A 26282-nucleotide genomic window follows, 5' to 3' on the forward strand; every position below is an offset into this window, starting at 1 on the left:
TTCTATAGAATCGGGAGATTCACCTTCGTCAGAAGGGTCGATAGAACAGTCCCAGTGCGAGTATCTGTGCCCCAATTCCACCGACTAGTAACGCTCCATTCCAGATCCGTGAGTTCGACCGAACGAGGCCGAACCTGAGTTGTTCAGGGGATAGTGGTTGGAACGGGCGAATTGCGTGATCACCACGGCCGACCGTTAGGGCATCTGCGATCAGGTGTGAGACGATCCCCAGGAAGACGGTAGTTCCTGCGAGTAGAGCGAGCGGCCAGGCTGGAATCTCAATAGGGAGTCCGATGAGACCGACATAGAGTCCAGCTGTCGTTACTGCTCCAGCACCCACTGCGAACCAAATCGTGTGGGTCAGACCTCTGTGTGGGAGCCAACCGTAATCGTGGTCGAGATCGGGAAGCCGACAGACGGCCACCGCGAGAATCGTCATCCCAAACCCGACAATCCCGAACAGACCTGTTAGTGGAACCATCAGCAGTAATGCAACGCCCCGGTGTCCGTCCTTGTACATGGGTTAGTATAATCGATTATCGTCTTTGTAGTGAATCATGCCTAGAAAGGATACGAGCGTGGCTATATAATCTGTTCTGTAGAGTAATGGGCGTTTCATGACTGGTCTTCCCCCATGCCATATCTTCCGACACGACCATAACCTGCGAACTTGTGTTTCGTCTTATGCCAAGTTATAACCAGCCAAATATTGTTTGCCCACTGGATGATTGCGCCACTCAGGTTTCTCTGCCAGATCTTTTCCAGTACAGCGATATGAGCTACGGATCTTTTGTGAATGACCTAACTTGCCCTTCTTGCGGAAATTCGATACATCCAGAAGACGGCGTACTTGAATACTTGAGCCGGATTGATATTGAAGAGGCTCCCTTACATCCACTCTCTATCGGTGGATATTGTTTGAATGGAACGATAGAGGTCCCTCTCGGCCGGACACGAGAGGAAGGAATAATTCAACAGATTTCAACGTCAGTATCCAGTAATGGTGAAGAGGTTCACTCTTCAACAACAGGGATTCCGCTTCGAGCGGGCATTGCACGTGTCTGGGACTCTGAAGGAAGGGACCAGGATCAAATGTTGGGGGAGCAAATCCAGCCAAGGATGGGTCCCGCTGTGGTCCTTGATGATGAAGTGATCGCTGACGTAGATGTGATTACAGAGGACGACGGAACCAACAAGATCGCCTTCCTGACTTCGAACCGGGCTGGAGTCTTAGATGAGGATGTAATTTTCGGATATCATCTGTCTCTATATTGTCCCACATTTCAGGGGCCACCGTGGACTGAACTATTGCGTGAGGGAGTAAAAGCGATCTATGATGGGAACCCTCGAACGGCCTACCCCTCGTTTATTACAGCGTTCGATAATTTCCTTCTCCGACAGTTGTTCCGTACTGCAAAGGCCCAAGATGAGTCTAAGGAGGACTTCAATGATTTAATCGATGGGCTCCGGGGTTGGAGAAATTATGTGAAAGAGGGACTCGAGGAGTACACTGGAGAGCGTCTCACTCTATCAAATCATACTGTGTACGAGAATTTCCGAAAAGTCAGAAAAAGACGGAACGTAGAACTAGTCCATGTTTCATATGATGATGACATTCCAGAAATCTCTCCGGATGAAGCCACCAATGATTTCAAAGATGTTCTACGAGCAATGCTAGAGATCTATTCTATCTGTTTAGACAAACGGCAAGAAATCTCAGAAGTAGAATAAAAACCCGGAAACGCAACTGTGCGTCTTCCGCATCTTGTGAGAGTTTTTCTCCGCTTGCAATAATTGAGTAATGGACAGTATGCCGTCTGTTTCTGATCTCGTCGATCCAGCGTTTCGACTGTTCACCGTCGCGGAGGTGACAGCTAGATATCTCGCGCTGATCTTCCTCGTTATCGGCATCATCGGCTTCTTCACAACGAAGACGAATTCGCGACGGTCGATTCGCTACCGAGGGATGATGGTTGGAGCTGCTGCCGCTCTCGTTGCAATCCTCGGTATGAGTGCGTTCTACGACCTCGTCGCATTCATCATGGGCGGGACGGGATTTCTCCCATCGGGCTGGCCGTACGGAGCGAGCGGGACTTCGGGACTTCTCCCCATCGCGCAAGCAGCGTCTGGAATGCTCTCCTATCTGGGTCTGGCTTGTTTTTCGCTAGGGGCTGCGCTGTGGGCGGGAGGCTCAAGATACGGTCGAACCTCAACTCGTGGATACCGCGGAGTCACTTGGGGGCTCGTGATGATCGGTGTCTCGATGGGTGGAACCCTGCTCTCCGCTATCGCGGGGATCTATGGGCTCTGAGTATCCGAGAAACCCCCAAAAACTGAAAGGCAAGTCGCGCTTCGGCCGATGTTGGCCGGCCCCAATTCTGTTGATCGCGGAATCGGAGCTAGACGCGACCTCGTTCGATGGATCCGTACTGCGCGTTGAGTTCTTCGGCAGAGGCGAACTCCACTTGATCGAGGAGTTCGTTCACTGCCTGGTCGTAGGACTGTCGGTCGAGGAGGTTCCGATTGCTGTACGCCCGAAGGCGATCACGGGTTCCCTCTTTCACGGGAATCGAATATCGGCTCATCGCTGACGTCCCCTCTGGCTGTTCAGCCTACCCCTTCTGGTAGTATACGACATGGTGGTCACTATGGTTCGACTACAGATCGGGACCGCAACTACTTGCTCGCTCTATGTGGGTTGGTATTGAGTATAACTGTTTCCCCACAATCCCCTCATCGAACGCATTTGCTAACTTTCAAGGCGAATCTCTTGAGGTCAGACCTCGGGGATGAAACCAATAACCCGTGAAACAAACCATTATGACGGAACACCACTAATCAAGAGACAGCGATGGAATACAGTCACCGCTACCGAGCCTATCCGACACCAAAGGTAGCGGAGCGACTGGAACATCATCTCGACGTTCATCGCCAACTCTACAACCACGTCCGCTGGGACTACGAGAACAGTCTCAGCGCCAACAAGCCGAGCGAGTACGATCAGAACAACAAACTCCCCGAGTGGAAGCAACGCTGGCCGCTGTTCTCAGATATGCACTCAAAGGCCGCGCAAGCCACTGTAGCACGCTTCCACCGGAATCTCTCCAACCTTCGCAGGAAGAAAGAGAAAGGGCACAAGGTTGGTAGACTCAAGCGACAAGCACCCAGCGACTATCAGAGCGTGACGTACAACCAGTCCGGTTTCGACCTCGATGAAAAGAGGGGCTGCGACAGGTTCGCCTACGTTCGCTTCAGCAAAATCGGCTGGGTCAAAATCCGCTACCATCGTCCGATCCCTGACCACACCATTGTCAAAGAAGTCACGTTCAAGAAAGAACGATCCGGCGAATGGTTCGTCTCCTTTGCACTGGAAAACGACGATGCAGACAGCCCTGACAAGCCAGCTCTTGATTCACTCGATGCGAGCAACAGTGTCGGCATCGACCTGGGCATCCTCAACTACATCCACACGTCGGACGGGAAGACGGTGGATTGGCTCGCCCTCGAAGACGACTACGAGCGACTACGCCGTGAGCAACGCAAACTCTCGCGGAAAGAGAAGGGGTCGAACAACTACGAGAAACAGAGGGTCAAAGTCGCGAAGATCCAGCGGCGGATTCGGCGCAAAGTGCTGGACTACCAGCACAAAATAACAACGTGGCTCGTCAGAGAGTACGACGCTATCTTCGTTGAAGATCTCAACGTCGCCAAGATGCTTCAGAGCGACGGAAATGCTCGCAACAAACAGGATGCGGCCTGGCGGCAGTTCATTTCCCTCCTCGAATACAAAGGCGACCTGTACAGCACTCACGTTGTGCAGGTCGAAGCCAGCGGGACGACGAAAGAGTGTGCATCGTGTGGAGTTGAGACAGAGAAACCCATCTGGATTCGGGAACACTCCTGTCCAAGTTGTGGTTTTGAGGCGGATAGAGATGCAAACGCTTCGATGAACGTCTTGCAGAGAGGTTTTTGCGAATTAGGGCTGGGATGGCCCGAATCAACGCCCGTGGAGACTGTGACCGCTACGGACACCGCTGATATTCAGCGTGTGTCTGCAAGTCATGTCGTAGAAACGGGAAGCCTCGGGGCTTAACCTCAAGGCGATTCACTGCCGAGATTCGCGCATCTGTGCGTCCGACGCAACCTTGCGGCCACCGTAAGATTGCGAAATCCGCATTCCTGAAACAAACATTATACCTTCCAGCTTACGGCTGGTGTGCAATGACGAACCAGCACACCACAGACTCCGACCCCGACACGAACAGCCTCCGCCGCTTCCGGCGAGTCCCCAACTTCGAGAGCCTTCTCGTCACCGCGTTCTTCTCGCTGATGCTCTTCGTCAACCCAGTAGCTGCACAATCCAGCGGACCTACGGGTGGGTCCGGTGGCTCTGTCGCCGGCTGGGAGACGATCCTCACCAATCTCTACGACGTCGTCTATACGACGCTCCAGTACGCCGGCCTCACTGTGCTGGTTCTGGGTCTGATCGTTTGGCTCACCGCCCGGACGAACTCCCAGCGGTCAGAGACGGGAATGAAACTGACGCTCGGTGGCGGGGCAATGGTCATCGCGTACTTCGGGCTCGGAGCACTCGTCTCCCTGCTCGAGTTCATCGCAGGGTGAGCCCGACGAGTACCCCGCCCATTGACCCCTTTGGAACTGACTCGTGACCGGATTTCATACCGCCATTGCGAGGCACCTTCCCGTCGGGGTGGACGATCCACTTGGTTCGTGGACGGTAGTCCTGACTGGTCGCTCGTGGCATCGGTCACAGCTCTCACGATGTGGCCTTCTTTCCGAACATGCACACGCTAACCCACAATCCGCTGTATAGCCGCCTCAGCCAGCGACTCACTCCGCACGAACTCCCACAGCAGTCGCAGTTGATCACCAGCGAGGGGTGGTCCAGGTGACGAATGGGTCGGAATCATCCCGTAGATCCGGCTCTGGAGGACGAGAACCACGACTTCCGAGCATCGATGACTCCGAAATCCAGAACGCGGTTTCGACACGGATCCAGGGTCTGACGAGTGACGACTCCGGACCAAGTTCGGAAGGCGGAAAACCTGCTGAAAGTGCCGAAGAGAGTTACCCAGACACCTCTCCGAGTGATGGATCATCCCAGTCGGACCATGATTTGGGGAGGGACAACTCTGACAGACTTTCCGACGACTCTGATGACGACGACGATGGATTTCGCCCGTATATCAAAATCACACCGGCCCGTGAGCAGGTGACACCGGACCACGTTGTCAAGGGTCTCTATGGTCTCTACCGAGCTGGCAGTGGCCGGGAGATGCCGTTCCATCTCGAACGCCGGCTTTCGTTCGTGAGCACGCAGCGGACGTTCGAGTTCCTGATTCACAAGCCAGCAGATACCCGCCGATTCGACTTCTACCTCGGCGTTCGGCCTTACGAGGTCGAGGCTCTCGAACACCTCGCAGCGAACGTCCGGGCGATGTATCCCGAGAGCTTCCACTTCGAAATCGTCCCGTTCGCCACGACCGATATCTTCGTCGACGACGTCGAGCCCGCTGGTGCGACGCTCGCGGATCTGGCCGCGTTCGAAGGTATCGATGAACTCGTTGAACTGGACGGCTTCGAACCAGACCTTCTCGATGCACCTGACGATACTGGTGACGAATCTCGACGTGGCTCGAATGTCGACCCGACGCCGCCGGCGATGGTTCGATGGGGGGGCGTTGAGACGAAGAATAACGACTGGATGACGTTGCTCTCGCAGTTCAGCGAGATCTCGGTCGACATCGAGGATTCGTTCCGGTCGCCCCTGAGCGTTCTCCTCGAACAGGCAACCGAGACGGACGAACCGTTCGTCTTCCAGGTCGTCTTCACGCCTCGTCGTGACTGGACGAAGGAAGCAGAGGTCCAGAAACGGAACCTCAAAATGGGGACTACTGGCGTCTTCAGTTCGTTCAAACAGGAGGCTGCCGCGATGATCCTCGGCACGTCCGAAGAGGAGCGTCGGCAGCGTCACCGGCCAGATACACCCGAACAGATCGGGGGCACCATCTCTGGCGGGGGTGACGGCCAATCGACGCGACACAGCCGAATGGGGCAGATTGACCTGAAGCAGCCGACCGTGACATTCGACGTGTCCCTCCGAGCAGCCGGCGAAGCGAGCGTTGTGAACGGCGTCACTGGCGCATTCACCGCTCTCAGCGGGCCGTACTACGGCGTCGAGGGGGCAAGCGTCAGTCGGGTGGGCCATGAGTTCGATGCGCTCTGCCGGTCGCGACTGAGCCCGACGAGTATTCGAGAGCGTTTCCAGAGCAAGAACCCGATCATCGTCGCTAGTCCAGACGAGCTCGCGAACTTCGTAACTGTACCCAGCACGGGCGCGCTTCCGAAGGCGAGCCGTGGTGCGTCTGGTGGCGCTCCAGACGCTCGCTCGCCGCTCACCGCGACCGACGAAGAGTTGCTCGCGGAATTCGACTCTGGGATGTGCATCGGCGAGGCTGAAACTGCATCTCCCGACCGTGACAACATCCCCATCAGTCTCACTGCGGAGCAACTCACCCATCACGTACTCAGGGCGTCGACGACGGGTGGCGGGAAGACGACTGCGATGATCAACGACGGTCTCAGCGCGTACGACGAACTTGACGGGCCGATCTTCATCTTCGACAAGAAGGGCGGCAGTATGGCGACAGAGTACAAACGAGCGCACTTCCGGCAGTTCGGCGACCTCGACGACATCGTCCATCTCCCGGTTCCTGGGCCGAACGGCGAACTGCCTGCGTTCCCGTTCTTCGACATCCGGCCCCAGATTGCGGCTGGCATGAGTCGTGAGGCAGCTGTTCAGGAAAAGATCGACCGCTACAACGAACTACTGGAGTACGTCCTCGGAGACGAACAACACAACCAGGCTTTCGTCGCACAGGAGATCCTCAGCAACCTCATTGGTGCGTTGTTCGACCCGGTGTACGGCCAAGACGCGTACGCCATCAGCGATCTCCTCGATGCGGCCACGAAGATGCAGACCGAGCAGACGATTCCAGAGGTCAGCGATCCGGAGCTTCACGCGACGCTCACGCGCCACTTCAGTGCCGAGGAACGACGGTTCGCCACGTCGATCGACGCCGTTCTCAACCGCATCACGAAGCTGAAAGAGCGGGACTTCATCTGGCGGATGCTAAACTTCGTTCCCGAATGGGACGGCGAAGCCCAGCGGTATGCTGACGAGCAGATGCTACTCGACCTCGATGGACTCCTCGACTCGAAGTCGGTCGTGCTGATTGATACCGGCGAATTCCGACCCGCGTCGAGCAACGTCTTCACGGTGCTGATGCTGGATTACCTCTGGTCGTGGGTGCGACTCCGAAAGCGATGGAACCGGACTGTCCTCGACCCTGCCGACGGTTACTGTGTGAACCTGATCATCGACGAGGCCGCACCGATTATGCAGTCCAGTCTCGTTCGTGACGAGATGATTCCTGACGCCCGTGAGTTCGCTCTCGCGTTCGAACTCATCGTTCACTTCCCGGAGCAGGTCAAACGTGACGCACTCGATACGCGGGCCTACAAGGAAATCCTCCGCAACATCAACACCAAGCTCATTGGCAAGCTCGCAATCGACGATGAGCTGGCGACGACGCTGTTCCACGAAGAACTCGACGCCGTCGCCCTCTCGAATCGGATCGCGTCACTCCCTCGCGGTGAGTGGCTCGCACAGCTACCCGACACCGGCTTCATGACCGACACGCCGGAACTGGTGACACTCAAGCCGCTACCCGTCCCGGACGGACACAGCGACGGAGAGGAGTCGGTCGACGCGGGCACGTACAGCCCGACGGCAGAGATGACTTTCCAGGAGGCAGACGAACTCCAGTGGTCACGTACTCGATTCACGTATTGTCTCGTCCCAGGCGTCAACAGTCCGCCGGATGCCGCCCAGCGTGCAGCCCGCTATGGAACCGGGCCGATGAACAGCGCGACAACTGAACGACCTCCGACGCCTCCGGACGGAGACCAGAATACCGAGCAGCCTGACCCCGAAGAAATAGACGAGCCTCGGAACTTGGATGAACACGACTCTCAGGTGGACCCCCATCCCGACTCTGCTATTGGCGGAGCTTCCAACGAGTTCGGAACCGTTCTCGGAACCGGCTCGCCATCACAGGCTCACTTGGATGATCCGAAGGAGAGAGAAAACTCGGGAATGGAGAGTCCTCCCGCAGATACCACAACCCACGTCTCTGATCTTCCAGCGACACCTGAGACTGCTAAGAACCCCGACCAGGAGAGTGGTCTGACAGACACAGCACGGCAGTTCCTTCGAGACGTGATCGCAGGGATCAACGGCGAACTGGATGGGTACGATCTGACGCAGTCGATGACGGCCATTCGGGATGCGATAGAGGGAGAGGTCGACGAAGAGCAGTTGGTGGAAGACGGACTCCTCGAAATCCAGCGCGTGTACGGTCGGAAGTATTACTACGTGCCTCCAGCGGGACAGGCCGCAGTCAGCAGGAAGATCTACGCGGGCCGGAACAACGGAGACCTCTTCGAGAAAACGGCTCACAAGGTCTACGTCGAGTACATCGCTCGCCACCTGCGAAACCGGGGGCTTCTCGTCGAAACCTATTACGAGCCGATGGCTGGCGGGATGGTCTTCGACGTCGCCGCATTCCTTCCACGTGACGACGGAAGCCGAACGCTTGCGGTGATCGCTGAGGTGGTGACGAATATCCGTCCGGAATTGATGGTTAAACACTACGACGATCTCGCGTCGTTCGAGGGGGTCAGGAAGATGTGGGTAGTCCCGCATACGGACGTCGCCCACGAAATCATCAGAGCACTGGCCGAAGCTGGACGCCTTGAGAACGTACCCCACAAAACTACCAAGAACTATGCACGTCTCTCCGAGGAGGCGTTCGACAATCCCCGCGAATGGCGATTCGTCGGCGGTCGCAATATCATCGAATCAGTCGACCAAGCTGAGGAGGACTCAGAGGGTCATGATCTGCGTCACTAGTTGGGCGCACCGGGCGCTCTATAGAGTCTCTAAAGCGACCTCCTGCTTTCCTGCGTCTATCGACGAAACACCTAGAATAGGTCTTGGAAGGAGAGGGAACGCAGGTCCGCACGAGCAGCGCGCAGGCATACGGTTTTGGGCGCACGGGCTCGTTTCGGAGGGGGCACAGAGCGCACGGCGCTGCACTGAGGTTTATCGCGATACCGAATCGGCTGTGAATACGACAGAAGCAGTTCCCCGTTCTATCCATGTCCAGCAGTGAAATCGACGAGCGTCTGATTCCAGACAGATTAGCCGAGTGTGAGCAATGGATCTGTTGGCAGGAAGTCGAACGTGATGGGAAGCCGACAAAGGTCCCGATCAAGCCATACCACACCAGCGGGACATCGAACGCCAGTGCGACAGACCCCGCAACGTGGCGTGATCTCCAGAGTGCACTCGAGTTCCATCAGAGCGACCGTGTCGATACCGATGGGATTGGATTCGTCTTCGCCCCCGAGACATCTATCGTCGGCGTTGACCTGGATGACTGCCGTGATCCTGCTACCGGCGACCTCACTGACTGGGCCCGTGACATCGTCGAGCGCCTCGACTCATATACCGAGGTCTCTCCATCTGGACACGGTGTTCACGTCCTCCTCGAAGGAGAACTTCCGCCGGGTCGTAATCGGCGTGGTGACGTCGAGATGTACGACGAGGCTCGGTTCTTCACCGTCACGACCAACCATGTCGACGGGACGCCTGAGACGATTGCTCGCCGGCAAGACGCACTGCTCGGTGTTCACTACGAATACGTTCAGACATCACCCGATTCGGATACTGAGGCAGTTGACCTCGACCAGGCAATCGACGCGGCAGCGGAGACTGGAAACGAGGCACAGGGTGGCGAATCTACTGGCGATGGGCCCGATGGAGAACCCGGTGATGGGAAACCACCAGCTCTCGGTTCGAAGTCGAGTTTGTATGCTCGCTACGGACTCGATTTCCCGGACATAGAAGATCCGGCGCTCGAAGTCGCCCTGCACAGTTCCAGCGTAGATGCCCTTCCCGATGATCCTCCCACTACACTCGACGAAATAGCTGGTCCAGGTGTTGACCTCGATGATGACGCACTCTTGGAGCAGGCGATGGCCTCGAAAAGTGGCGACACCATCGCAGCACTCTACGATGGAGACAGGGAACTCTGGGCCTCGCCCGAGAGCCGATATCCGTCACAGTCGGAGGCAGACATGGGGCTGTGTTTCTACCTGGGATTTTGGACTGGTGGCGATCCCGACCGGATGGATCGCCTGTTCCGGGACTCCGGCCTCTACCGGGGCAAGTGGGATCGAGTCCACTTCGCGAACGGCGCGACCTATGGGGACGTCTGTATCGCCCGGACGCTCCTGACTATTGATGACTACTACACACCGCCAACGAATCAAGAGCGTTCAACACCTGACGACCGAGAGGAAAATTTGGATGTGGCGCCAGCCTCGGAGGCGTCGATTCATGATACTGGTTCTAGTCCCGTTGGTACCGGAGCCGTTGACGACGCTCGTCGTTTAGCTGCAAAGGTACAACGTCAGCAACGTGAGCTTGAGGAGAAGCGTGAGCGGATTGCAGAATTAGAGACTCTTCTGCGTCAGTATCGGACAGTTCTGGGGATCGACCCTGCCAGTGAGAGGACTCTCATCAGAGAACTGAGGGACACAGATACTGTCACCAGCAACGGGAGTCGAAGCCACCCTAGCCGCCAGTCCTGGACTGGTAGACACGGCGACAGTGGCTCCCAAGACGGTGCCGAACTACAGTCGAGAGGACAGGGCCAGCCCGATCGCGAGGACACGGCTACTGATGATGTACTCCACTCTCATGAAGAACTCAGTGGGACATCAGATGAGGAGAAGCCATCCTCGAGTGGATTACTCGATCGCCTTCGGCGGCGACTGTCTTGAGACGCCGCCAATAACGAACTGCTGCACCCTGTTTCAACAGCTGGCGTTACGTGGATCTGGACATCTATCGGCTCCCAGTAGTTCAGGAATGGGTGACATTTATTTATCCGTGACTTGTGCTTCTATCTCACTGTCTAGTCGCACTCATGAAGGACGCCCTGGAACTACTGTACACAGGAGATCTCCACCTCGGCCGTCACCCGAGTCGAATCCCGGATGATTTGGATGGTCCGGAGCTGTCGCCGAAAGCTGTCTGGCTGTCGACGGTCCAGGAAGCAATCGACCGGAACGTCGACGCGGTCGTGATTGCTGGTGACGTCGTCGATCAGGAGAATCGCTACTTCGAGGCGTACGGCGCGTTCGAAGATGGAGTTGCACAGCTCGACGAAGCGGGGATTCCAATCGTCGTGGTAGCCGGGAACCACGACTTCGATGCGCTCCCCGATATGGTCGATAACCTCGACTCCGACTCGCTCCAATTCCTCGGGAGAGACGGGCAGTGGGAACGCTGGACGCTCGAACGGGACGGCGAGCCCATCGCCCACTTCGATGGCTGGTCGTTTTCGGCTGAACACGTCTACGAGTCCCCGCTCGATGAGTACGAGTTTCCGACGACCGATGACGCACCCCAGATCGGCGTGCTTCACGCCGACCTCGACTCGCGAGGAAGCCGATACGCACCGGTTCTGTCCAGCGAACTCCGCGACACTGCAGCAGATGCCTGGCTACTCGGTCATATTCACAGTCCAGGCATCCAAATCGACTCGCGTCCACTGGCGTTGTACTCGGGGTCGCCACAACCCCTTGACCCAGGGGAACAGCAAGCCCACGGCCCGTGGACGATAACCATACCTGAAAACGGAGACGTACAAGCTGAACAGATTCCCCTGGCATCCGTTCGCTACGACAGGGTTTCTGTCGACGTCTCCGGGGTAGACGACCCACAGGAAGCGACCGCCGTCATTTCGGACGAAATCAAGGAACACGTTCGCTCCGAACTCGATACGAGGTCGCTGGAACTCAGCCTCGTTCGCGTTCATCTAACTGGACGGACGGATGCGCACTCGGCGCTCGTCGATCAGCATAGGTCGATGGAGCGTGACCTCGGATTCCGTGAGGGATCGGTTTCCGTCCGGATCGAATCGATCGACGTCGATACCCGTCCGGCAATCGATCTCGAAGACCTTGCAGAAGGAGACAATGCAGCTGCGTACCTCGCTGACTTCCTGCTCGAAATCGAGAACGGTGACCCTCACGAAACCTACAGCGAGGTGGTCGATGACTCGCTAGCAGCGGTACGGCAGGCTCATAGTGCGAATGCGTACAACCCACTCCGACGCGAAACCGAACTCGAGGATCCGGACGACGATGACGCTATCGAGCATCTCGAACAGCAGGCGCGGGTACTGCTCGATACCCTACTCGGCCAAAAGGAGGGGAAGGCGTGACCAGGGACCCGATCTGCTTCGAGGAAATCCAGATCGTCCAAGCTCCCGGGTTCGAAACCGGTGGCTTCTCGGTCGACGACCTGTGTTCCGGCATCAATGTCGTTCATGGACCGAACGCGGCAGGAAAAACGACGCTCGCTGAGTCGCTCGAATGGCTTTGCTGGCCCGAGACCGCCGACGAACGTGCGTCCCTCGTGGGGCAGCTCTCACTGAATGGTGAAGCCTGGCGAGTCGAAGTCGACAATGGGCGCACGAGCTACCAGCGTGACGGCCAGGAGGCGAACGGTCCGAGCCTGCCTCCGGCCGATCAACGCGACCGCTACCGTCTCTCCCTCCACGACCTCCTCCAGCGAGACAACAACAACGAATCGTTCGCCGAGATAATCGAGCGAGAATCGGCTGGTGGATACGATCTCTCCGCAGCATACGACGAGCTAGGATATTCGGATTCCCCGAGTCGGGCAAACAGGAACGTCGTCCAGAACGCCAAGGGGGCGATTCAGGAGTTACGTGAGGCGCGGAATGACGTATCCGAACTGCGCCAAGAGCAGAACGAGCTCTCCAGGTTACGTAGTCAACTGGAGGCGGCGCGTCGAGCACAGGAGCGCTCCGAACTGCTCGAGCAGGCGATCGACTACGCACAGGCGAGAAACGAGCTGGAGCAGGCTGAATCGAGGCTCGACGAGTTCCCCGATATTTTAGAGCAGGTCGACGGAGACGAAATCGGTCGTGTTCGATCCCTCGAAGATGACATTGACGAGTGGGTCGACAAAAAAGACGAGGCCGAGAAAACGAAAGCAGACGCTCAGGACCGGCTCGATGAGGCTGATCTTCCTGAAGAAGGCCTCCCGACAGGCCGTATCGACCATCTGAAAGAGCTTCGCGATGACCTCGATTCTGCGGAGGGCCGGAAACGCGATCTCGAGGGAGAGTTGGCTGACGCAAAACGGCAGCGAGAAACTTCCCGAGAGGACATTCCCCTCGATGTCGATACCGAGGACCTCGTTGGCCTGGAGCCCGTCACGTGGAAGACCGTCTCGAAGTTCGCACGAGAGGCCGAGGAACTCCAGTCCGAGCGTGAAACCCGGGAGGCCGTCCAGCGACTACTGGAGGATGGAGAGCATCCTGAGCCCGATCTACCCACGCTTCAACGTGCGAGTCAGTCGCTGGAGGAGTGGCTGGCTGCGTCCGTTTCTACGGAGTCGAACGACGGTTCGGAAGCATTCCGCATCGCCACGTTCTCGGCCATTTCCCTCGCCTCGACGGCCGTCGCGCTGGGGCTTCTGGTGCATCCACTGCTGTTCTCCATCCTGGTCGTTGCCGCTGGTATCTTCTGGTATGGGCTGCGCGCTCGCTCACAGTCCAAAGACGGAGGGGATTCACGAGAACCGCATCGCGAGTCGTTCGAGAAAACGGGTCTGAACCCGCCGGCGGCGTGGACCGAAGACGAGGTTCGGTCCCGTCTGATAGGGCTTTACGACGCAATCGCAGCGCACAAACTGGCCGAGCGACGGTCTGAATGGCGCGATAGCCTGGCGACGGACTCAGACACACTCGAACAGAAAGAGCGGGATCTGGAGAAAACACGTACCAAACTTCAAGATCAGTTGGGCGCCGCGCCAGATGCCTCTGATGTTGAACTCGCCGTGATCTCCAAGCGAGTACTCGACTGGCAGGAAGCCCACGACGAGGTTGAAGGGATTCAAGAGAGCATCGACACTGTCGATGAGCAGATCGAGACCGCCCGTGAAGACCTCCAAGCGAAACTCGATCCCTACGGCTACGACGACGTCCAGAGTTCCGGTGAGGCGACCGAGGCAATCCGGAACCTCGAGAACCGCGAACAGCAACGCGAAACCGCACAGCGAGACCTCGACCAAGCTACCGAGACGATTCAGGAAGCCACCGAGAAGATAGATGCGCTGGAGGCTGACCGCGACGAAATCTTTGTGGATCTGAATCTCGACCCCGATGACCACGATCAGTTGGAGGAACTCTGTGAGCAGGTCGAAGCATACGACTCGGCTGCGGAGGCTGTACGAGAGGCCGAAATCAGGGCGAACACGGAGGCCGAAGAACTCGAAAGCTACCCAGAATTCGAACCGGACCTCAAGGAGCAGGAGATTGCTGACCTCAGAGAGGACCTCCGTGAGGCGGAACGAACTGCCGAAGATTTCGACGACCTGCAGTCACGGATTGCCGATATCAAGGCGGAGATCAGACAGGCGAAGTCCGACGACCAAGTTGAAACGGCGCTCGCAGAGCGTGACCGGGCGCTCGATGACCTGCAAGACCAACTCGAGGACGACTGTGCTGCAATGGTCGGCGACGTCCTGGTGGATCACGTTCAGGAGGCGACGATGGAGACCAGTCGCCCGGACGTCTTCGAGCGTGCTCGTGAAATCCTGGCGACGATCACTCGTGGCCGGTATCGGTTGGACTTCGACGAGAATGAAGCCGAGTTCCGTGCGTTCGACGAATCCAAACAGAAGGGACTCGCGCTCGACGAGCTTTCGAGCGGTACTCGGGTTCAGGTCTTGCTCGCCGTCCGAATTGCTTTCGTCGAACAGCAGGAACAGGGTGTTCGGATTCCACTTCTCCTCGACGAGACGCTCGCAAACACCGACGATCGCAGGGCGAAGACCATCATCGAGTCGACGATCGAACTCGCTCGGAACGGTCGGCAGGTCTTCTATTTCACCGCACAGGGCGACGAAGTGGCGAAGTGGACTGCTGCACTGGAGAGCACGAACGGTGTCGACCACGAGATTGTCGACCTTGCGACGGTTCGCGATGTTGACGATTCGGTCCACATTCCCGAACTGGAATCTGTCGAATCGTTCACTCCGAAAGCACCCACTCCCGACGGTCACGACCATGCCTCGTATGGGGACGAACTCGCGGTGGACTCGTTCAATCCGCACCGTGGCGCCGGGACGGCGCATCTTTGGTATCTCGTCGACGATGTCGAAACCCTCCATCAACTCTTAGAGCTCGGGATCGAGCACTGGGGACAGCTGAACAATCTGCTCCAGTGGGGCAACGGGGACCTCTCCTCCGTTGATTCCGACCAGATAACAATAGTAGAGGAGAACGCTGCGGCGCTGAACGAGTTCGTCGACGCTTGGAAGGTTGGTCGTGGCGAGCCCGTTGATCGAGAGGTTCTCGAAGCCTCTGGCGCTGTGAGCGGTAACTTCATCGACGAGGTCACTGCCCTTGCCGAATCGGTCAATGGGGATGGAAGACAGATCGTCGAAGCTCTGCACAATGGCGAGGTAAACCGTTTCCGTAGCGGGAAAGCGGACAAGCTGGAAACGTACCTCGAAGAGAACGGGTACATCGAACCTCGTGATACGCTGGACCAGGGTCAGATCCGTGCCCGAGTTATTGAGCGCTACGTCGACGAAGGCGTCTCTCGTGACGAGGCCAAAGACAGGACTGACGAACTGCTTTCACGCTTGGGTGAGAGCTGATTCTCTCGGACTGCTCTCAGATTTCGTGGCCTGCTGGCGATTGATTCTGGGATTTATCATACCCAAGGGGATGAGGAGAATCAGAGAGGGAGCGACGAAAACACATCTGATAGCGAATCGGTGTGTCTCGAACGCATACTCCAGTTCCTCCTCGGAGAACAACGATGTCCAGCACTGTTGCCCCAGATCTGCAGGATCGTATCCAGACCATCAGCGACGCATTCGCGGCGTTCGACGAATCCCGAGTCGCCGGCGGAAGTGACCCGACGTTCGCCCTCGACCAGCGCGATATAGAGGACCAACTGGAGCGGATGTGCGCCTACCGAGTTCCGATGGACGAGGCTGTTCGAACCATCGTTCGGAAGGCCTGCACCGATGCCGACCTCGACCGGGACGATCTCACTGATGACCTCGCCAAACTGGCTGGCTACGGCGGACGTCCCCAGAAAGCCACTCGAACGATGCTCAACAGCATCGATGAAGCCGACAAGTGGGTCGACGTCGTCGCCGAAGTCGTCGAACTGTGGGAGCCCCGGAGCGAGAAGATAGCCCAGGTCGGACTGCTGGGCGACGAGTCCGGCCGACTCAAGTTCGTCGTATGGGCCAGCGCCGACCTGCCCGAACTCGAGGAGGGTGGCACCTACGAATTCGAGAGCGTCGTCACCGACGAGTACCAGGGCCGGTTCTCGGTGAGCTGCAATTCCGCCACCTCGATCAGCAAGACAGACCAGTCCGTCGAGGTCAGCGACGGCACGATCGAAGTCGTCGGGAGCATCGTCGACGTTCAGGAAGGTTCGGGCCTCATCAAACGCTGTGGACAGGACGACTGCACTCGAGTTCTCCGGAACGGCCGGTGTGCCGAACACGGGCAGCGAGACGGCGACTTCGACCTCCGAATCAAGGCGATCCTCGACGACGGTGAGCGGTCGGTCAGCGTGCTGTTCAACGAGGAAGCGACGGAAGCGGTCACCGGCATCTCGTTGGACGATGCGACGACGATGGCGATGGACGCACTCTCGACCGATGTCGTCGCCGACGAGATCAGCGACCAGCTCCTGGGTCGCCGGTTCCGGCTCGCCGGCAGCGTCTTCGGGACGTACTTCCTCGTGGACCACGCGGAGCGGTGTTCCGACGAGAGCGACCTGAGTGACGACGTACTGGAGCCAGCTGTGACTGCTCGACAGCCTGCACGTCGAGTCCTCGCACAGGAATTGAACGCTTCGACACAGACGTTTCAGGAGTCGGATGCAGAGCGAGCGCCCGTCTTTGGACTCTCTCCGACGGGTGCAGCGCTCAACCGGGTGTTGATTGTAGGGACGCTAACTGAAACACGGGATGTGGGGTCGGACAGTGAGTATTGGCAGGGACGCGTCTACGCTGGTTCAGAGCCGGTATTCGTCTACGCGGGGCAGTATCAACCAGATGCGATGGACACGCTACGGAATGCAGAGACGCCGTCGTACGTCGCTGTCATTGGCAAGCACCGTGCGTACGAGTCCGGTGACCGGACGAATGTCGCACTTGAACCTGAACGTATCGTCTCCGTCGATGCGGAGACGCGAGACGAGTGGCTCGATGAGGCGATCGCGCACACTCGTGCCCGACTCGACACTCATGAGGCAGGTGAGTCACCGTTTAGCGATGAGGCAGAGGCGGCGTACGGTGATGACGTAGACGAACTAATTGAGGTCGTCAGTTCGCTCGACGGTCACGAAGAAGAGTAACGGTCCTCGCTTCTCCTCGCCGTCGATGTGTCCGCGTGAAATTTATCGGAACCAATTGGGTGGGACAAATGATCGAGAATAGAGCCCCCACTGACGGAACAACCGCTCGAGAACGTCTCGAAATGCATCTCGCTCAAGCATTGACTCGCGCGGAGTCTACCAATGTACGACACCATCTCGAAGCGGCCCTAGAGGAGTGTAGAAAGCTTCCACCAACCCCGTTGATCGAGTGCCCTCTTTGCGGACGTGTCGGCCTTCCCGAACGGATCTGTGAGCATCGCTGCTCGCCCTCATCAAGTGACCGATGAACGTCGCCTACACTGCTGTCCGGGCCGTGCCAAAACTTCGGTTTCCCTCAGGCTCCGTACACACCTTTATAACAAAAAACGAGGAGAGTAAGTTCCGATGAGGCGAACCAACACGTTTGATGTCGTCCCGCTATCCGAGGCGGATGAGGAACTCTTGTTCCGGTTGTTGGACGCCTCTGCTGCACTCTGGAATGAAATCAATTTCGAGCGCCAGGAGAGCTACACTGACTCCGATGGTGATGTATGGGATATCAGCGACTACCGGAACCGGTACGCCGGAGTACTCGGGGCTGCGACTGTCCAGCAGATTGAACGGAAGAACAGACAAGCGTGGCGGTCGTTCTTTGCACTGAAGCGGAAAGGTGAGCGTCCGGGTTTTCCGGGGTATTGGGGCAATCGAGAGGATGGGCGTGAGCTTCGTACCTACCTCAGGAATAACACGTATTCAATCCAGTGGGGTGAATATTCCCGCTTGGAAATTCTTGTCGGCAAGGACCTGAAGCGAGAGTACGGCCTTGGCCATAATGATCGGCCTCGATTTGAGGTACGGGGGAGTCCGAACTGGAGCGAGTACGAAAAGCAAGGTCGGTTGACGCTCTACTTTGATGAGGGCTCAAACCGATACAGGGCCCATCAGCCAGTTACGATCTGTGAGGATAAGCTGGCATCACCACTGGCCGAAGAGGCGGCCGCTCTGGATATCGGCGTAAATTCGCTCGTTGCCTGTACTACTACAACTGGCCAACAGTATCTCTATGACGGGCAAGCACTGTTTGAGCGGTTTGAAGAAACGACTCAGGAGATTGCCCGATTGCAGTCGATGCTGGATGACAGACAGTATAGCAGCCACCGAATCCGACGGTTGTATCGACGACGAACTAGACGGCGCGACCATGCTCAAGAAGCGTTGTGTCGTGATCTAATCATTAAGCTGTACGACGAAGGTATTTCGACAATCTTTGTCGGAGACCTTACAGACATTCTTGAAACGCACTGGTCGGCACGCGTCAATGACAAGCTCCACTCCTATTGGGCATATCGGAAGTTCACCGATCGCCTCACCTCCACTGCCGAAGAATATGGCGTTAGCGTCGTAATATGCTCAGAAGCATGGACCTCACAGACGTGTCCGAACTGCGATTCGACGACCGAAACGACACGACACAAAGACACACTGACCTGTCGTTGCGGGTTCGAGGGGCACGCCGATCTTACGGCCTCTGAGACGTTCCTCAGGGGTCAAACAACAATAGCGCGGCCGATGGCACGGCCCGTATGTCTCACGTGGGACGACCACCAATGGTCGGAGTCACCACACTCTCTCCGTCCCAGCGAGGTGCATACGAACCCGTAAGTTGCCTCCGTGGGACGCCTCTGTGTATCCCAGCGTGAGGAAGCCACTGGGTGGATGTCAATTCCTCGTAGACGAGGCTGAAAGTGAGAATATGAACCCGACAGAACTGTTCCAAAGACAATTCCCATTATCAAATATCCAAGCTAGTTCGGGTTTCTTCCCTCTACCACTCGATATCGAATCCTAGTTGATCAACAGAAATCCTTACAGGGTAGAATGTACGCGGTGTTAATCGATCTAAGGGTAAACCAGCTGCATCTGTTGGAACTGACCAGTACCCATTATCGAGCATCGCTTGATGTTCTCTTATGAGTTCCATTGCTCTATCACGCTCATCGGAATAGATCGCTGGGTCAGGCCAAGAACTTGCATCATGCACTCTATCCAGATTGTACTGGATATCACTCTCATTTAACTCATCCCAGAGCACCAAACAGCAAAGAGTTACGACTATTGCTCCAATTGCCATTGTGCTATCTTCACCGTGTATATTGTAGTTTCGCTGCTCCTTGATTCCCTTCAGTAGACTTGGGGAGTTCAGGTCACGGTGTGTTAGGTCATTATAATCTAAACCCCGAAATTTCATCACTAGACTGTTGATATTATATCTACTAACATCGTCAATCTCATCTAGGGTTTGTTCAACCAATGGACTAGCATTCTGCTCCTTCCACAGCATCAATGCGTCAAAAAGATACACTCTACCTCCTTCCCCAATGGGGTTCGACCTATGTGAGAGATTTAGCGGCCCATGACCTGATTTTACGATGCCGTTTTCATTGAGTTCTTTGCACCGTCTTCTCAGCATCCCTTCCAAAATTGAGAATCCGCTACCGGTTGCGAACTTGTATCCTAAATCTTTCTGTATCCCAAGGTAACTCGGATTTAGGCTGTAAATTTTTGCTCGTAATTCTGTTGGCCGAGAGAGTTCACGAATTGGGAGAAGTAGCATATGAAGTAAGGTAAAGAAATCTTCGAGCACGGTCTTGTATTTCTCTCCCCAGATGTGGGGGCCGTAGCGTCCTGGTCGGGACTCCATACTTTTCCTCGGGACACCGTTAATTCCCGGAGGAGTGCCTGCGCTGTGGAAGTGCCAATGTCCCCAGGGATGTTTTCCAGTGAGATAACGAAAGAACGCTCCGGTCCATGCCCAGAATAGATAGTGATCACCTGGAATCAGGATCCTATTCGGTTTTAAAATTGCATCACACAAGTATCGAGGGAAGCGACGAAGATCGTCAACGCTCAATTCGTGAATCGGCAGTTTTCCATGGACGTTCCCGATTGAGGTTGTATTGAATACTTTCGTACAGGACGCTGCTGGCAGTAGCTGGGAAAATGGTGGAATACCTAGGTGAAGAGTTTCTTCCTCGTAGAGTATCCCTCCTTGAGCAGGCGGATATCCGATAAAGATCTTCTCCTCACCACTGGGGAGCGAATCCCGGTCTTCTTCTTCGAGAAAGAAATCAAGCCGCTTCGCAATCACATTCTCGTGCTGAGGAGGCATTGTTACCTCCATGATTTTTATTATTGACTGGTAAAAGTACTCATCAATGAGCCAGCGAATTGACGAACAGCCACCACCACGGACCCTCATCTTGTTTTCGGACTATGCGTGTCCACTCAGCTATCTAGCGAAGGAAGCAATGGAACAGTATGCGGAGTGGGCTATTTTCCCCGTCGATACTGACTATCGTCTCTTCGACCTTTACAACTATATTCGGTCGCCTAGTGGGGACCTGGACAGGGATATCGATTTGGCTGATGAACAATATTTTACTGAGGTTCAGGAAAGTGCCAAAGTGTTAAATGAACAATTGAAGCTTGTGGATACGCTACAATCGCCCGGTTTTGTAGACTCGTACAATGCTCATAAAGCGGCGTTCTTCGTAAAAAAGGAATATCCTGAGGAGGTGTTTAAGCACTTCCATGAGAAAATTCTCCAGGCCCGATGGAGAGAAGGGAGAGACATCTCTCAACCAGATGTTCTCAGGTCAATCGGATCATCGACCGGGGTTTCCTCAGGTGAGATCCAAACTGCTCTTGACGATTCTGAACTCGGGGAAGAACTTGATACTCTCTTTAAAAAACGACAGAGAACACGTCGCCCCATTTCACCCACTACCGTTTATCAAGAGCTTTCTGTGCATGGTGTAGTACCATCCCAGACGATTTCTCAGCTTGTCGACGCAGGTCAAGGTCATCCTGGGGATGAAATGGGTGCACGATGGTTCCGATATCGTGAATATTTTAATGTGTGATTCCTCCGTTCACGCAACGCCAGCCAGCGACGCGGCTGTTCGCTGAGGAGCTCAACGCGACTACGCACACGTTCCAAGAATCCGACGAAGAGCGCGCTCCTGTGTACGGCCTGACGCCAACTGGGATCGGCATCAACCGGGTGTTCGTCGTCGGGACACTTACTGAGACGGCTGACGTCGGAAACGACTCGGAGTACTGTCAGGGGAAGGTGTTCGCAGCTAGCTCCCCTGTCTACGTCTACGCCGGCCAATACCAGCCCGAAGCGATGGCAGCGCTCCGAGCAGCGGAGACGCCCACCTACGTCGCAATCGTCGGCAAGCTTCGGACCTACGAGTCGGGAGATCGGGTCAACGTCGCCATCGAGCCTGAGTCGATCACCGAGGTTGATGAGTCGACTCGGGAAGCGTGGGTTGCTGAAGCGGCGGCTCAGACCAGTGGCCGGATCGAGGCGTTCGAGGCTGAGGAGGCCCCGTTCGGTGCTCAGGCACAGGAGGAATACGGTGATGATGTTGGCTGTTTTCGACAAGTACCCGTCGTGATCGAGGACAATGACCCTGACCAAGATAACGAATAGTGATTAGTTAAAATATTGATGACAAAAAACCTATAACTATGCTGACCACAAATGCCCCTATAAAGAACGCCAATATTATATATATGATGGAAATTATAGCTGATTTGATTTGATCTACATTTATGCTAGAATCAGATTGGCTGGTTGATGAATCGTACTGATAATTTGGGGTAGAGGTATCAGAGCTGTTATTGCTTTGTTGAACTGTATTTTCTTCCCTTATCTCATCAACCCAGTTTTTATCTCTATTATCCCGATTGATGGACCATTCAGATTGATCACTTTCTTCATTCTGATAGGAATCATCACTTGCTAAACTAGCATCAGCGGTATTAGACTCATATTTATTTGATTGACGATGCTTAGACCGCCTTTCCTGCCTTCGTTTCTCCCATCTCTCGGTGGGCGAATCATTATCGTGGTCACGATATTCTACGGTTGCCCCAGATCCCGTTTGAGTACTGGCTGACCCTTCATATCCTGATGTGGTTGCTTGTATATTCTTTGATAGCTTATCTATGTTTGGAACTTCAAACTGACTACTCTCATTTGTAAGCACATGTACCCACTCTATCGGTGGAGGGCATTGACTGGGATCGTTTTTACCATTGATGAAGCATTCAGCGAAGTAGTCGCGAAACTTTTTTGGGATATTCTGATATTGTGGACTTGAGGTAGGAGGTTGGAGCGTATCTGACTCAGTATCTTCGTAAGGGAATCGATTTTCTCTAATCATTGTGGCAAAGTCACCACTTGCTGCATTGGGTCCCTTAGCCTGAAATGGGTGATATCCTTCCATCATGAATTGAAAGAGATGTATGGCCAGTCCGAAACGATCATTAAATTGATCCTGTTGAAGATCTTCTCCCCTGCCATCAGGTGGTGCATATCTGCCAAATATCGTTGAACCCACAATATCACCGTTTGGTCCTTTTAGAGAAAATGAATCACAATCTATCAAAGAGATATATCCTTCTTTTACAAGTATATTAAAATGACTCATATCCCCAATTGCATAATTGTTATTATGGAGTACAGCAGCAATAATTGACAAATTAATCGCTGGCTTTAATCTTTCATCCCATGTGGTTTCATCCCACTTTAGATGTTTGTTTGCGAAAGACTGGGCATTCTCCCATGCATCTGTATTGATATGTGGCATTAAATAGCCAAGAAAATTAATTTCACTGTCATCGTAAACTAACTCTTCAGGCCAGATGAGGGGCTGATAACGATTGTGCGATAGAATATTGACGCTTGGGAAACTCTCGCACATCCAATTGAGTTTTTCTTCCTTTTGACCACGAATCTCTTCGTTAAATATCTTCACAACATATCCGGTATGTTCTTCGACTTGATACACAACGCCTTCCTTCCCACTGTCAAGAGCCTTTTTTAGAGTTATCTCTGCTGATCTACAGCTGACCTCTTCATTTACAAATTCTTCTTCTTTCATAGCAGAAGTCTATATTATGTTATTCATGGCTCTCACCCATTCAACTGCTTTTGGGCGGGCGGTTGGGTCGTCTATACCATCAATGAAGCATTCCTTGAATTTCAGCTGAATAACATCAGGTAATTTTGAAAATTCAGGTTCATGGTGATTCGTGCTTGAACTTCTTTCTGTGGTCTGGCGTGCGTCATTAATAAGCGAATCAAAATTTTTCTTTGAGGGGTCTCCAGATTCGAATGGGTGAGTACCAAGAAGTAATTGGAAAATATGCACTCCTAAACCAAACAAGTCTGAATTTTTAGCTTGAACTAATGTATTATCTGGCTCTTCTCTTAGTGCATAGCGGCTATCTTTATTGGATCCTTTAAAATACACATCGTCATATTCCAAATAGAACGTATCACAGTTTTTGAATAACACGTCATAATTTTGGACTGCGATATTTTCATGACTCATGTTCCCCACTGCCATGTCGTTTTCATGTATGTACTTTAGTCCAGTGGCTAAGTTCAGTGCAATAATCTTTCTTTGTAAATTCTCTTCTGAAAAGAATGGAAGTTCGCTTACTGTTTCTTTAACCCCGCTCAAGAAACCCTCATTTCCCATATTTTGTTGTTTAGCGAATTCCAGAATATTTTTTGTTTTTGAATACGGATTATACTGCAATCTACAACCAAGAAATTTATTATTTAGATACGTGCCCATCAGTTCAATAGGCCATTGGAACAATATTCTACCATTTCTTGGGGATTCTATTTCATTATTGTATTTCTGAAGCAACCTCACTTTTCCCTCCATTGATTTATTCCGATTTTCTACTGTGTATATTTTCGCGACACTGACATCGCGACCAGAAACACGATAGATACAGCCGTCTTGGAGCTCTTCCAATCTCTCCGTTAAAAAAACCGTGTCCGAGTTGGTTGAGACAATCTTCTCAGCGAAATTTTCCGCTTCTCGCTCCTTGGCCACGGGACCTGTCTGCTCTACTCCAGAATCGCTACTTTTCTGGTTTGGGGCGATCGTCTGCGCTGTACTCTCTTTCCGATCTTTACTATCCGTCTGTTTAATTTGGCTCTTGTCCCGATCAGATGGAATTACACCAACAGCAATTGTCTTATCATCCCCAGAATATTTTCGAAAACGATCATCGTTAAGGAATGCTCGAAATTCTTGCTGTAGCTGGCTTAGGTCCTCTGACGATTGAGCGAAGTTAAAAATCTGACCAAAAAAACTATCCTTAACTGACTCCCTGCCATCCCAGGTAAATTGATCTAGACCATCAGAAAAAACCGCAAATAAATCTACTTTCTTACTACCGCCAATTCGATACGAGTCTTCCCATCTATCACTCTGTATCGGGGTTGTCGTATTTGCATATTTGCTGTCCTCTCTTGGAATAATTAAATCATGTGAACCATTATGATGTCCTACGATTCCACCATCTCCTACCCCTGCACCAACAACTCCTGAGGGGCCACCAACGGTAGCCAAGAGAGTGGTATTTAACTCTGAGACAGGATTTTCAACCTCCTTAGCCTTTTCAGACAGTGCCTCACGAGCCGACTCAAATCCCTCCCGCATTAGACCGCGCATTGAATTTTCGTCGATTGTGTCCACCTCAGAAACTTCACTTTCGAGATGCCCCACTAGGGTGTCTGTTGCGATCTTCGAACCAATATGAGAGTATTCTGCGCTTCCGAGACCATCCGCTACGGCGAGTACAATACGTGAATCAGACAATTTCTTTCCAGACCATGAATCCTGGCATGGAGTTCCGTTTCCTTCATGATCTGGACCTTTCACTGAGCAGCCAACAAATTGGGAATCTCTAACCTCATTGCTGTCTTGAGTAGTTCCTGAGTCACTCATCGGGATCAACTTGGACAAAGTCCTTCAAGTGGTCTACATCTGCAACCTCGTCTGGAGCGCCGTCATCCTCTTGCGAGACCATCTCAAGACTGTTTTTCAAGAATTCAAAGTACTCTTTAAACATACCCTCTTTAATCTTCAGTGCTGGTCTCCCAGTCACATTCACTAGCGAATTAAGCGTATCCATGTCAGCGCCCCCGACGCCCATCGCAAAGAAACTGAAATGTCCTTTTTCTGTTCCGACGTCGAGTTGCTTTTGAATACGATTCCATCTCTGACCACCTTCCTCAATAAATGTAGGCTCTCCATCAGTTAGTAGCCAGAGAAAAGGGCGGGTATAGGGAATGCCCTCATCAGAATAGAACGATTTAACAGCTTCTGCGGCATCAATACCTAACTCTATAGCATCCGCCATCGGTGTTCTTCCATCATTGGATAATTTTGGCGGTTGCCATTTTTCAATATGCGTGAAATCTTGGTGAAGCTCAGCTGTTTCACCAAAAGTTACGACTGCCACATCAACACGGTTTTTTGCATGCTCTTCTTCCATTATCTCTTCTTTAAAATATTCTAGCCCTTCATTCAATTGTTCAATCTTTTTCTTTTCATCCCCGTCAGATGAGACAGTTTTTCTTCCCATTGAGGCAGATGTATCCAGAATGAGAACCGTAGGTGTACGCTGGACTGTAACATTAACCTCACCTGCGTCAAGCCCACCTGTAGAATCGGACATCGTTATTTCGGATTAGTAAGTCCCAGTCATAGGGACTTCAAATTATCGCTGACTTACAGGACGAGAATATGCTGACAGTCTGGTTCAAGCCGATATGCTTTGACATTGGAAATCCCTCTCTTTTCTCGTGTTCTTGCCGTAAGGATTAC

General features: G+C 53.9%; 18 protein-coding genes. 12 read left to right on the forward strand and 6 right to left on the reverse strand.

Features of this window, described 5'->3' with window-relative positions; genetic code table 11:
- Positions 1–28: 28 nt before the first annotated feature.
- Positions 29–520 (reverse strand): metal-dependent hydrolase, encoded by a 492-nt coding sequence (locus DVK01_RS23035; RefSeq protein ID WP_121538383.1) that lies wholly within the window; start codon positions 518–520, stop codon positions 29–31.
- Between the two features lie 254 nt (positions 521–774).
- On the opposite strand from DVK01_RS23035, the gene DVK01_RS19450 reads away from it, so the two are divergent.
- Together DVK01_RS19450 and DVK01_RS19455 are read left to right on the forward strand one after the other, a co-directional pair.
- Positions 775–1731, forward strand: a complete 957-nt coding sequence (locus DVK01_RS19450; protein ID WP_147435198.1) for an LYR motif-containing protein — start codon at positions 775–777, stop codon at positions 1729–1731.
- Between the two features lie 79 nt (positions 1732–1810).
- Positions 1811–2311, forward strand: a complete 501-nt coding sequence (locus DVK01_RS19455) for a hypothetical protein (RefSeq protein ID WP_147435199.1) — start codon at positions 1811–1813, stop codon at positions 2309–2311.
- An 88-nt stretch (positions 2312–2399) separates the two neighbouring features.
- Here the strand turns inward: DVK01_RS19455 and DVK01_RS21710 are convergent, their stop codons facing one another.
- The gene (locus DVK01_RS21710) at positions 2400–2585 is read right to left on the reverse strand and encodes a hypothetical protein (protein WP_007538796.1); all 186 of its coding nucleotides are present in this window, start codon (positions 2583–2585) and stop codon (positions 2400–2402) included.
- 266 nt (positions 2586–2851) lie between these two features.
- Here DVK01_RS21710 and DVK01_RS19460 point away from each other — a divergent pair, with 266 nt between their 5' ends.
- The 8 genes from DVK01_RS19460 to DVK01_RS19500 all read left to right on the forward strand — a co-directional run bounded on the left by DVK01_RS19460 (position 2852) and on the right by DVK01_RS19500 (position 19239).
- Complete coding sequence (locus DVK01_RS19460; RefSeq protein ID WP_121538389.1) at positions 2852–4093, forward strand: RNA-guided endonuclease TnpB family protein; 1242 nt, start codon at positions 2852–2854, stop codon at positions 4091–4093.
- Positions 4094–4221: 128 nt separating this feature from the next.
- Positions 4222–4623, forward strand: a complete 402-nt coding sequence (locus DVK01_RS19465) for a hypothetical protein (RefSeq protein ID WP_121538391.1) — start codon at positions 4222–4224, stop codon at positions 4621–4623.
- 610 nt (positions 4624–5233) lie between these two features.
- Complete coding sequence (locus DVK01_RS19470; protein WP_147435200.1) at positions 5234–8995, forward strand: ATP-binding protein; 3762 nt, start codon at positions 5234–5236, stop codon at positions 8993–8995.
- 248 nt (positions 8996–9243) lie between these two features.
- Positions 9244–10932: a hypothetical protein gene (locus tag DVK01_RS19475; RefSeq protein WP_121538395.1), complete on the forward strand. Its 1689-nt coding sequence runs from the start codon at positions 9244–9246 to the stop codon at positions 10930–10932.
- 146 nt (positions 10933–11078) lie between these two features.
- Positions 11079–12380, forward strand: coding sequence for a DNA repair exonuclease (locus tag DVK01_RS19480; RefSeq protein WP_121538397.1), 1302 nt, complete (start codon positions 11079–11081; stop codon positions 12378–12380).
- A complete protein-coding gene (locus DVK01_RS19485) occupies positions 12377–15853 on the forward strand; it encodes an AAA family ATPase (RefSeq protein WP_121538399.1) in 3477 nt (1158 codons plus the stop codon). Before DVK01_RS19480 ends, DVK01_RS19485 begins: the two co-directional genes overlap by 4 nt.
- Positions 15854–16017: 164 nt before the next feature.
- Positions 16018–17577 (forward strand): hypothetical protein, encoded by a 1560-nt coding sequence (locus DVK01_RS22385; protein WP_199722391.1) that lies wholly within the window; start codon positions 16018–16020, stop codon positions 17575–17577.
- 405 nt (positions 17578–17982) lie between these two features.
- A complete protein-coding gene (locus tag DVK01_RS19500) occupies positions 17983–19239 on the forward strand; it encodes an RNA-guided endonuclease TnpB family protein (protein WP_121538403.1) in 1257 nt (418 codons plus the stop codon).
- A 163-nt stretch (positions 19240–19402) separates the two neighbouring features.
- Here DVK01_RS19500 and DVK01_RS21715 read toward each other — a convergent pair whose 3' ends face one another.
- A complete protein-coding gene (locus tag DVK01_RS21715; RefSeq protein WP_158598788.1) occupies positions 19403–20746 on the reverse strand; it encodes a hypothetical protein in 1344 nt (447 codons plus the stop codon).
- Positions 20747–20792: 46 nt separating this feature from the next.
- Here DVK01_RS21715 and DVK01_RS19505 point away from each other — a divergent pair, with 46 nt between their 5' ends.
- Together DVK01_RS19505 and DVK01_RS19510 are read left to right on the forward strand one after the other, a co-directional pair.
- Positions 20793–21500 carry a DsbA family protein gene (locus tag DVK01_RS19505; RefSeq protein ID WP_121538405.1) on the forward strand — a complete coding sequence of 236 codons (708 nt, stop codon included), beginning with the start codon at positions 20793–20795 and terminating at the stop codon, positions 21498–21500.
- On the forward strand, positions 21497–22075 hold the full coding sequence (locus DVK01_RS19510; protein WP_233562818.1) for a DNA-binding protein: 579 nt from the start codon (positions 21497–21499) through the stop codon (positions 22073–22075). The genes DVK01_RS19505 and DVK01_RS19510 overlap by 4 nt, the downstream gene beginning before the upstream one ends.
- Positions 22076–22082: 7 nt before the next feature.
- Here the strand turns inward: DVK01_RS19510 and DVK01_RS21720 are convergent, their stop codons facing one another.
- The 3 genes from DVK01_RS21720 to DVK01_RS19520 are packed head-to-tail and all read right to left on the reverse strand — an operon-like array spanning position 22083 to position 26133.
- Positions 22083–23531 carry a hypothetical protein gene (locus DVK01_RS21720; protein ID WP_147435202.1) on the reverse strand — a complete coding sequence of 483 codons (1449 nt, stop codon included), beginning with the start codon at positions 23529–23531 and terminating at the stop codon, positions 22083–22085.
- 9 nt (positions 23532–23540) lie between these two features.
- Positions 23541–25400: a protein phosphatase 2C domain-containing protein gene (locus DVK01_RS19515; RefSeq protein WP_121538407.1), complete on the reverse strand. Its 1860-nt coding sequence runs from the start codon at positions 25398–25400 to the stop codon at positions 23541–23543.
- The gene (locus DVK01_RS19520) at positions 25393–26133 is read right to left on the reverse strand and encodes a VWA domain-containing protein (RefSeq protein ID WP_121538409.1); all 741 of its coding nucleotides are present in this window, start codon (positions 26131–26133) and stop codon (positions 25393–25395) included. Before DVK01_RS19520 ends, DVK01_RS19515 begins: the two co-directional genes overlap by 8 nt.
- Between the last annotated feature and the right edge of the window lie 149 nt (positions 26134–26282).

Origin of the sequence: Haloarcula sp. Atlit-120R, from assembly GCF_003665885.1 — an archaeon.
Lineage (GTDB): Archaea > Halobacteriota > Halobacteria > Halobacteriales > Haloarculaceae > Haloarcula > Haloarcula taiwanensis.

Excerpts from the sequence above, each read along its gene's own strand:
- DVK01_RS23035 (WP_121538383.1), bottom strand. The coding sequence starts at position 520 with ATGTACAAGGACGGACACCGGGGCGTTGCATTACTGCTGATGGTTCCA.
- DVK01_RS19450 (WP_147435198.1), top strand. The coding sequence starts at position 775 with ATGAGCTACGGATCTTTTGTGAATGACCTAACTTGCCCTTCTTGCGGA.
- DVK01_RS19455 (WP_147435199.1), top strand. The coding sequence starts at position 1,811 with ATGCCGTCTGTTTCTGATCTCGTCGATCCAGCGTTTCGACTGTTCACC.
- DVK01_RS21710 (WP_007538796.1), bottom strand. The coding sequence starts at position 2,585 with ATGAGCCGATATTCGATTCCCGTGAAAGAGGGAACCCGTGATCGCCTT.
- DVK01_RS19460 (WP_121538389.1), top strand. The coding sequence starts at position 2,852 with ATGGAATACAGTCACCGCTACCGAGCCTATCCGACACCAAAGGTAGCG.
- DVK01_RS19465 (WP_121538391.1), top strand. The coding sequence starts at position 4,222 with ATGACGAACCAGCACACCACAGACTCCGACCCCGACACGAACAGCCTC.
- DVK01_RS19475 (WP_121538395.1), top strand. The coding sequence starts at position 9,244 with ATGTCCAGCAGTGAAATCGACGAGCGTCTGATTCCAGACAGATTAGCC.
- DVK01_RS19480 (WP_121538397.1), top strand. The coding sequence starts at position 11,079 with ATGAAGGACGCCCTGGAACTACTGTACACAGGAGATCTCCACCTCGGC.
- DVK01_RS22385 (WP_199722391.1), top strand. The coding sequence starts at position 16,018 with ATGTCCAGCACTGTTGCCCCAGATCTGCAGGATCGTATCCAGACCATC.
- DVK01_RS19500 (WP_121538403.1), top strand. The coding sequence starts at position 17,983 with ATGAGGCGAACCAACACGTTTGATGTCGTCCCGCTATCCGAGGCGGAT.
- DVK01_RS21715 (WP_158598788.1), bottom strand. The coding sequence starts at position 20,746 with ATGCCTCCTCAGCACGAGAATGTGATTGCGAAGCGGCTTGATTTCTTT.
- DVK01_RS19505 (WP_121538405.1), top strand. The coding sequence starts at position 20,793 with ATGAGCCAGCGAATTGACGAACAGCCACCACCACGGACCCTCATCTTG.
- DVK01_RS21720 (WP_147435202.1), bottom strand. The coding sequence starts at position 23,531 with ATGAAAGAAGAAGAATTTGTAAATGAAGAGGTCAGCTGTAGATCAGCA.
- DVK01_RS19515 (WP_121538407.1), bottom strand. The coding sequence starts at position 25,400 with ATGAGTGACTCAGGAACTACTCAAGACAGCAATGAGGTTAGAGATTCC.
- DVK01_RS19520 (WP_121538409.1), bottom strand. The coding sequence starts at position 26,133 with ATGTCCGATTCTACAGGTGGGCTTGACGCAGGTGAGGTTAATGTTACA.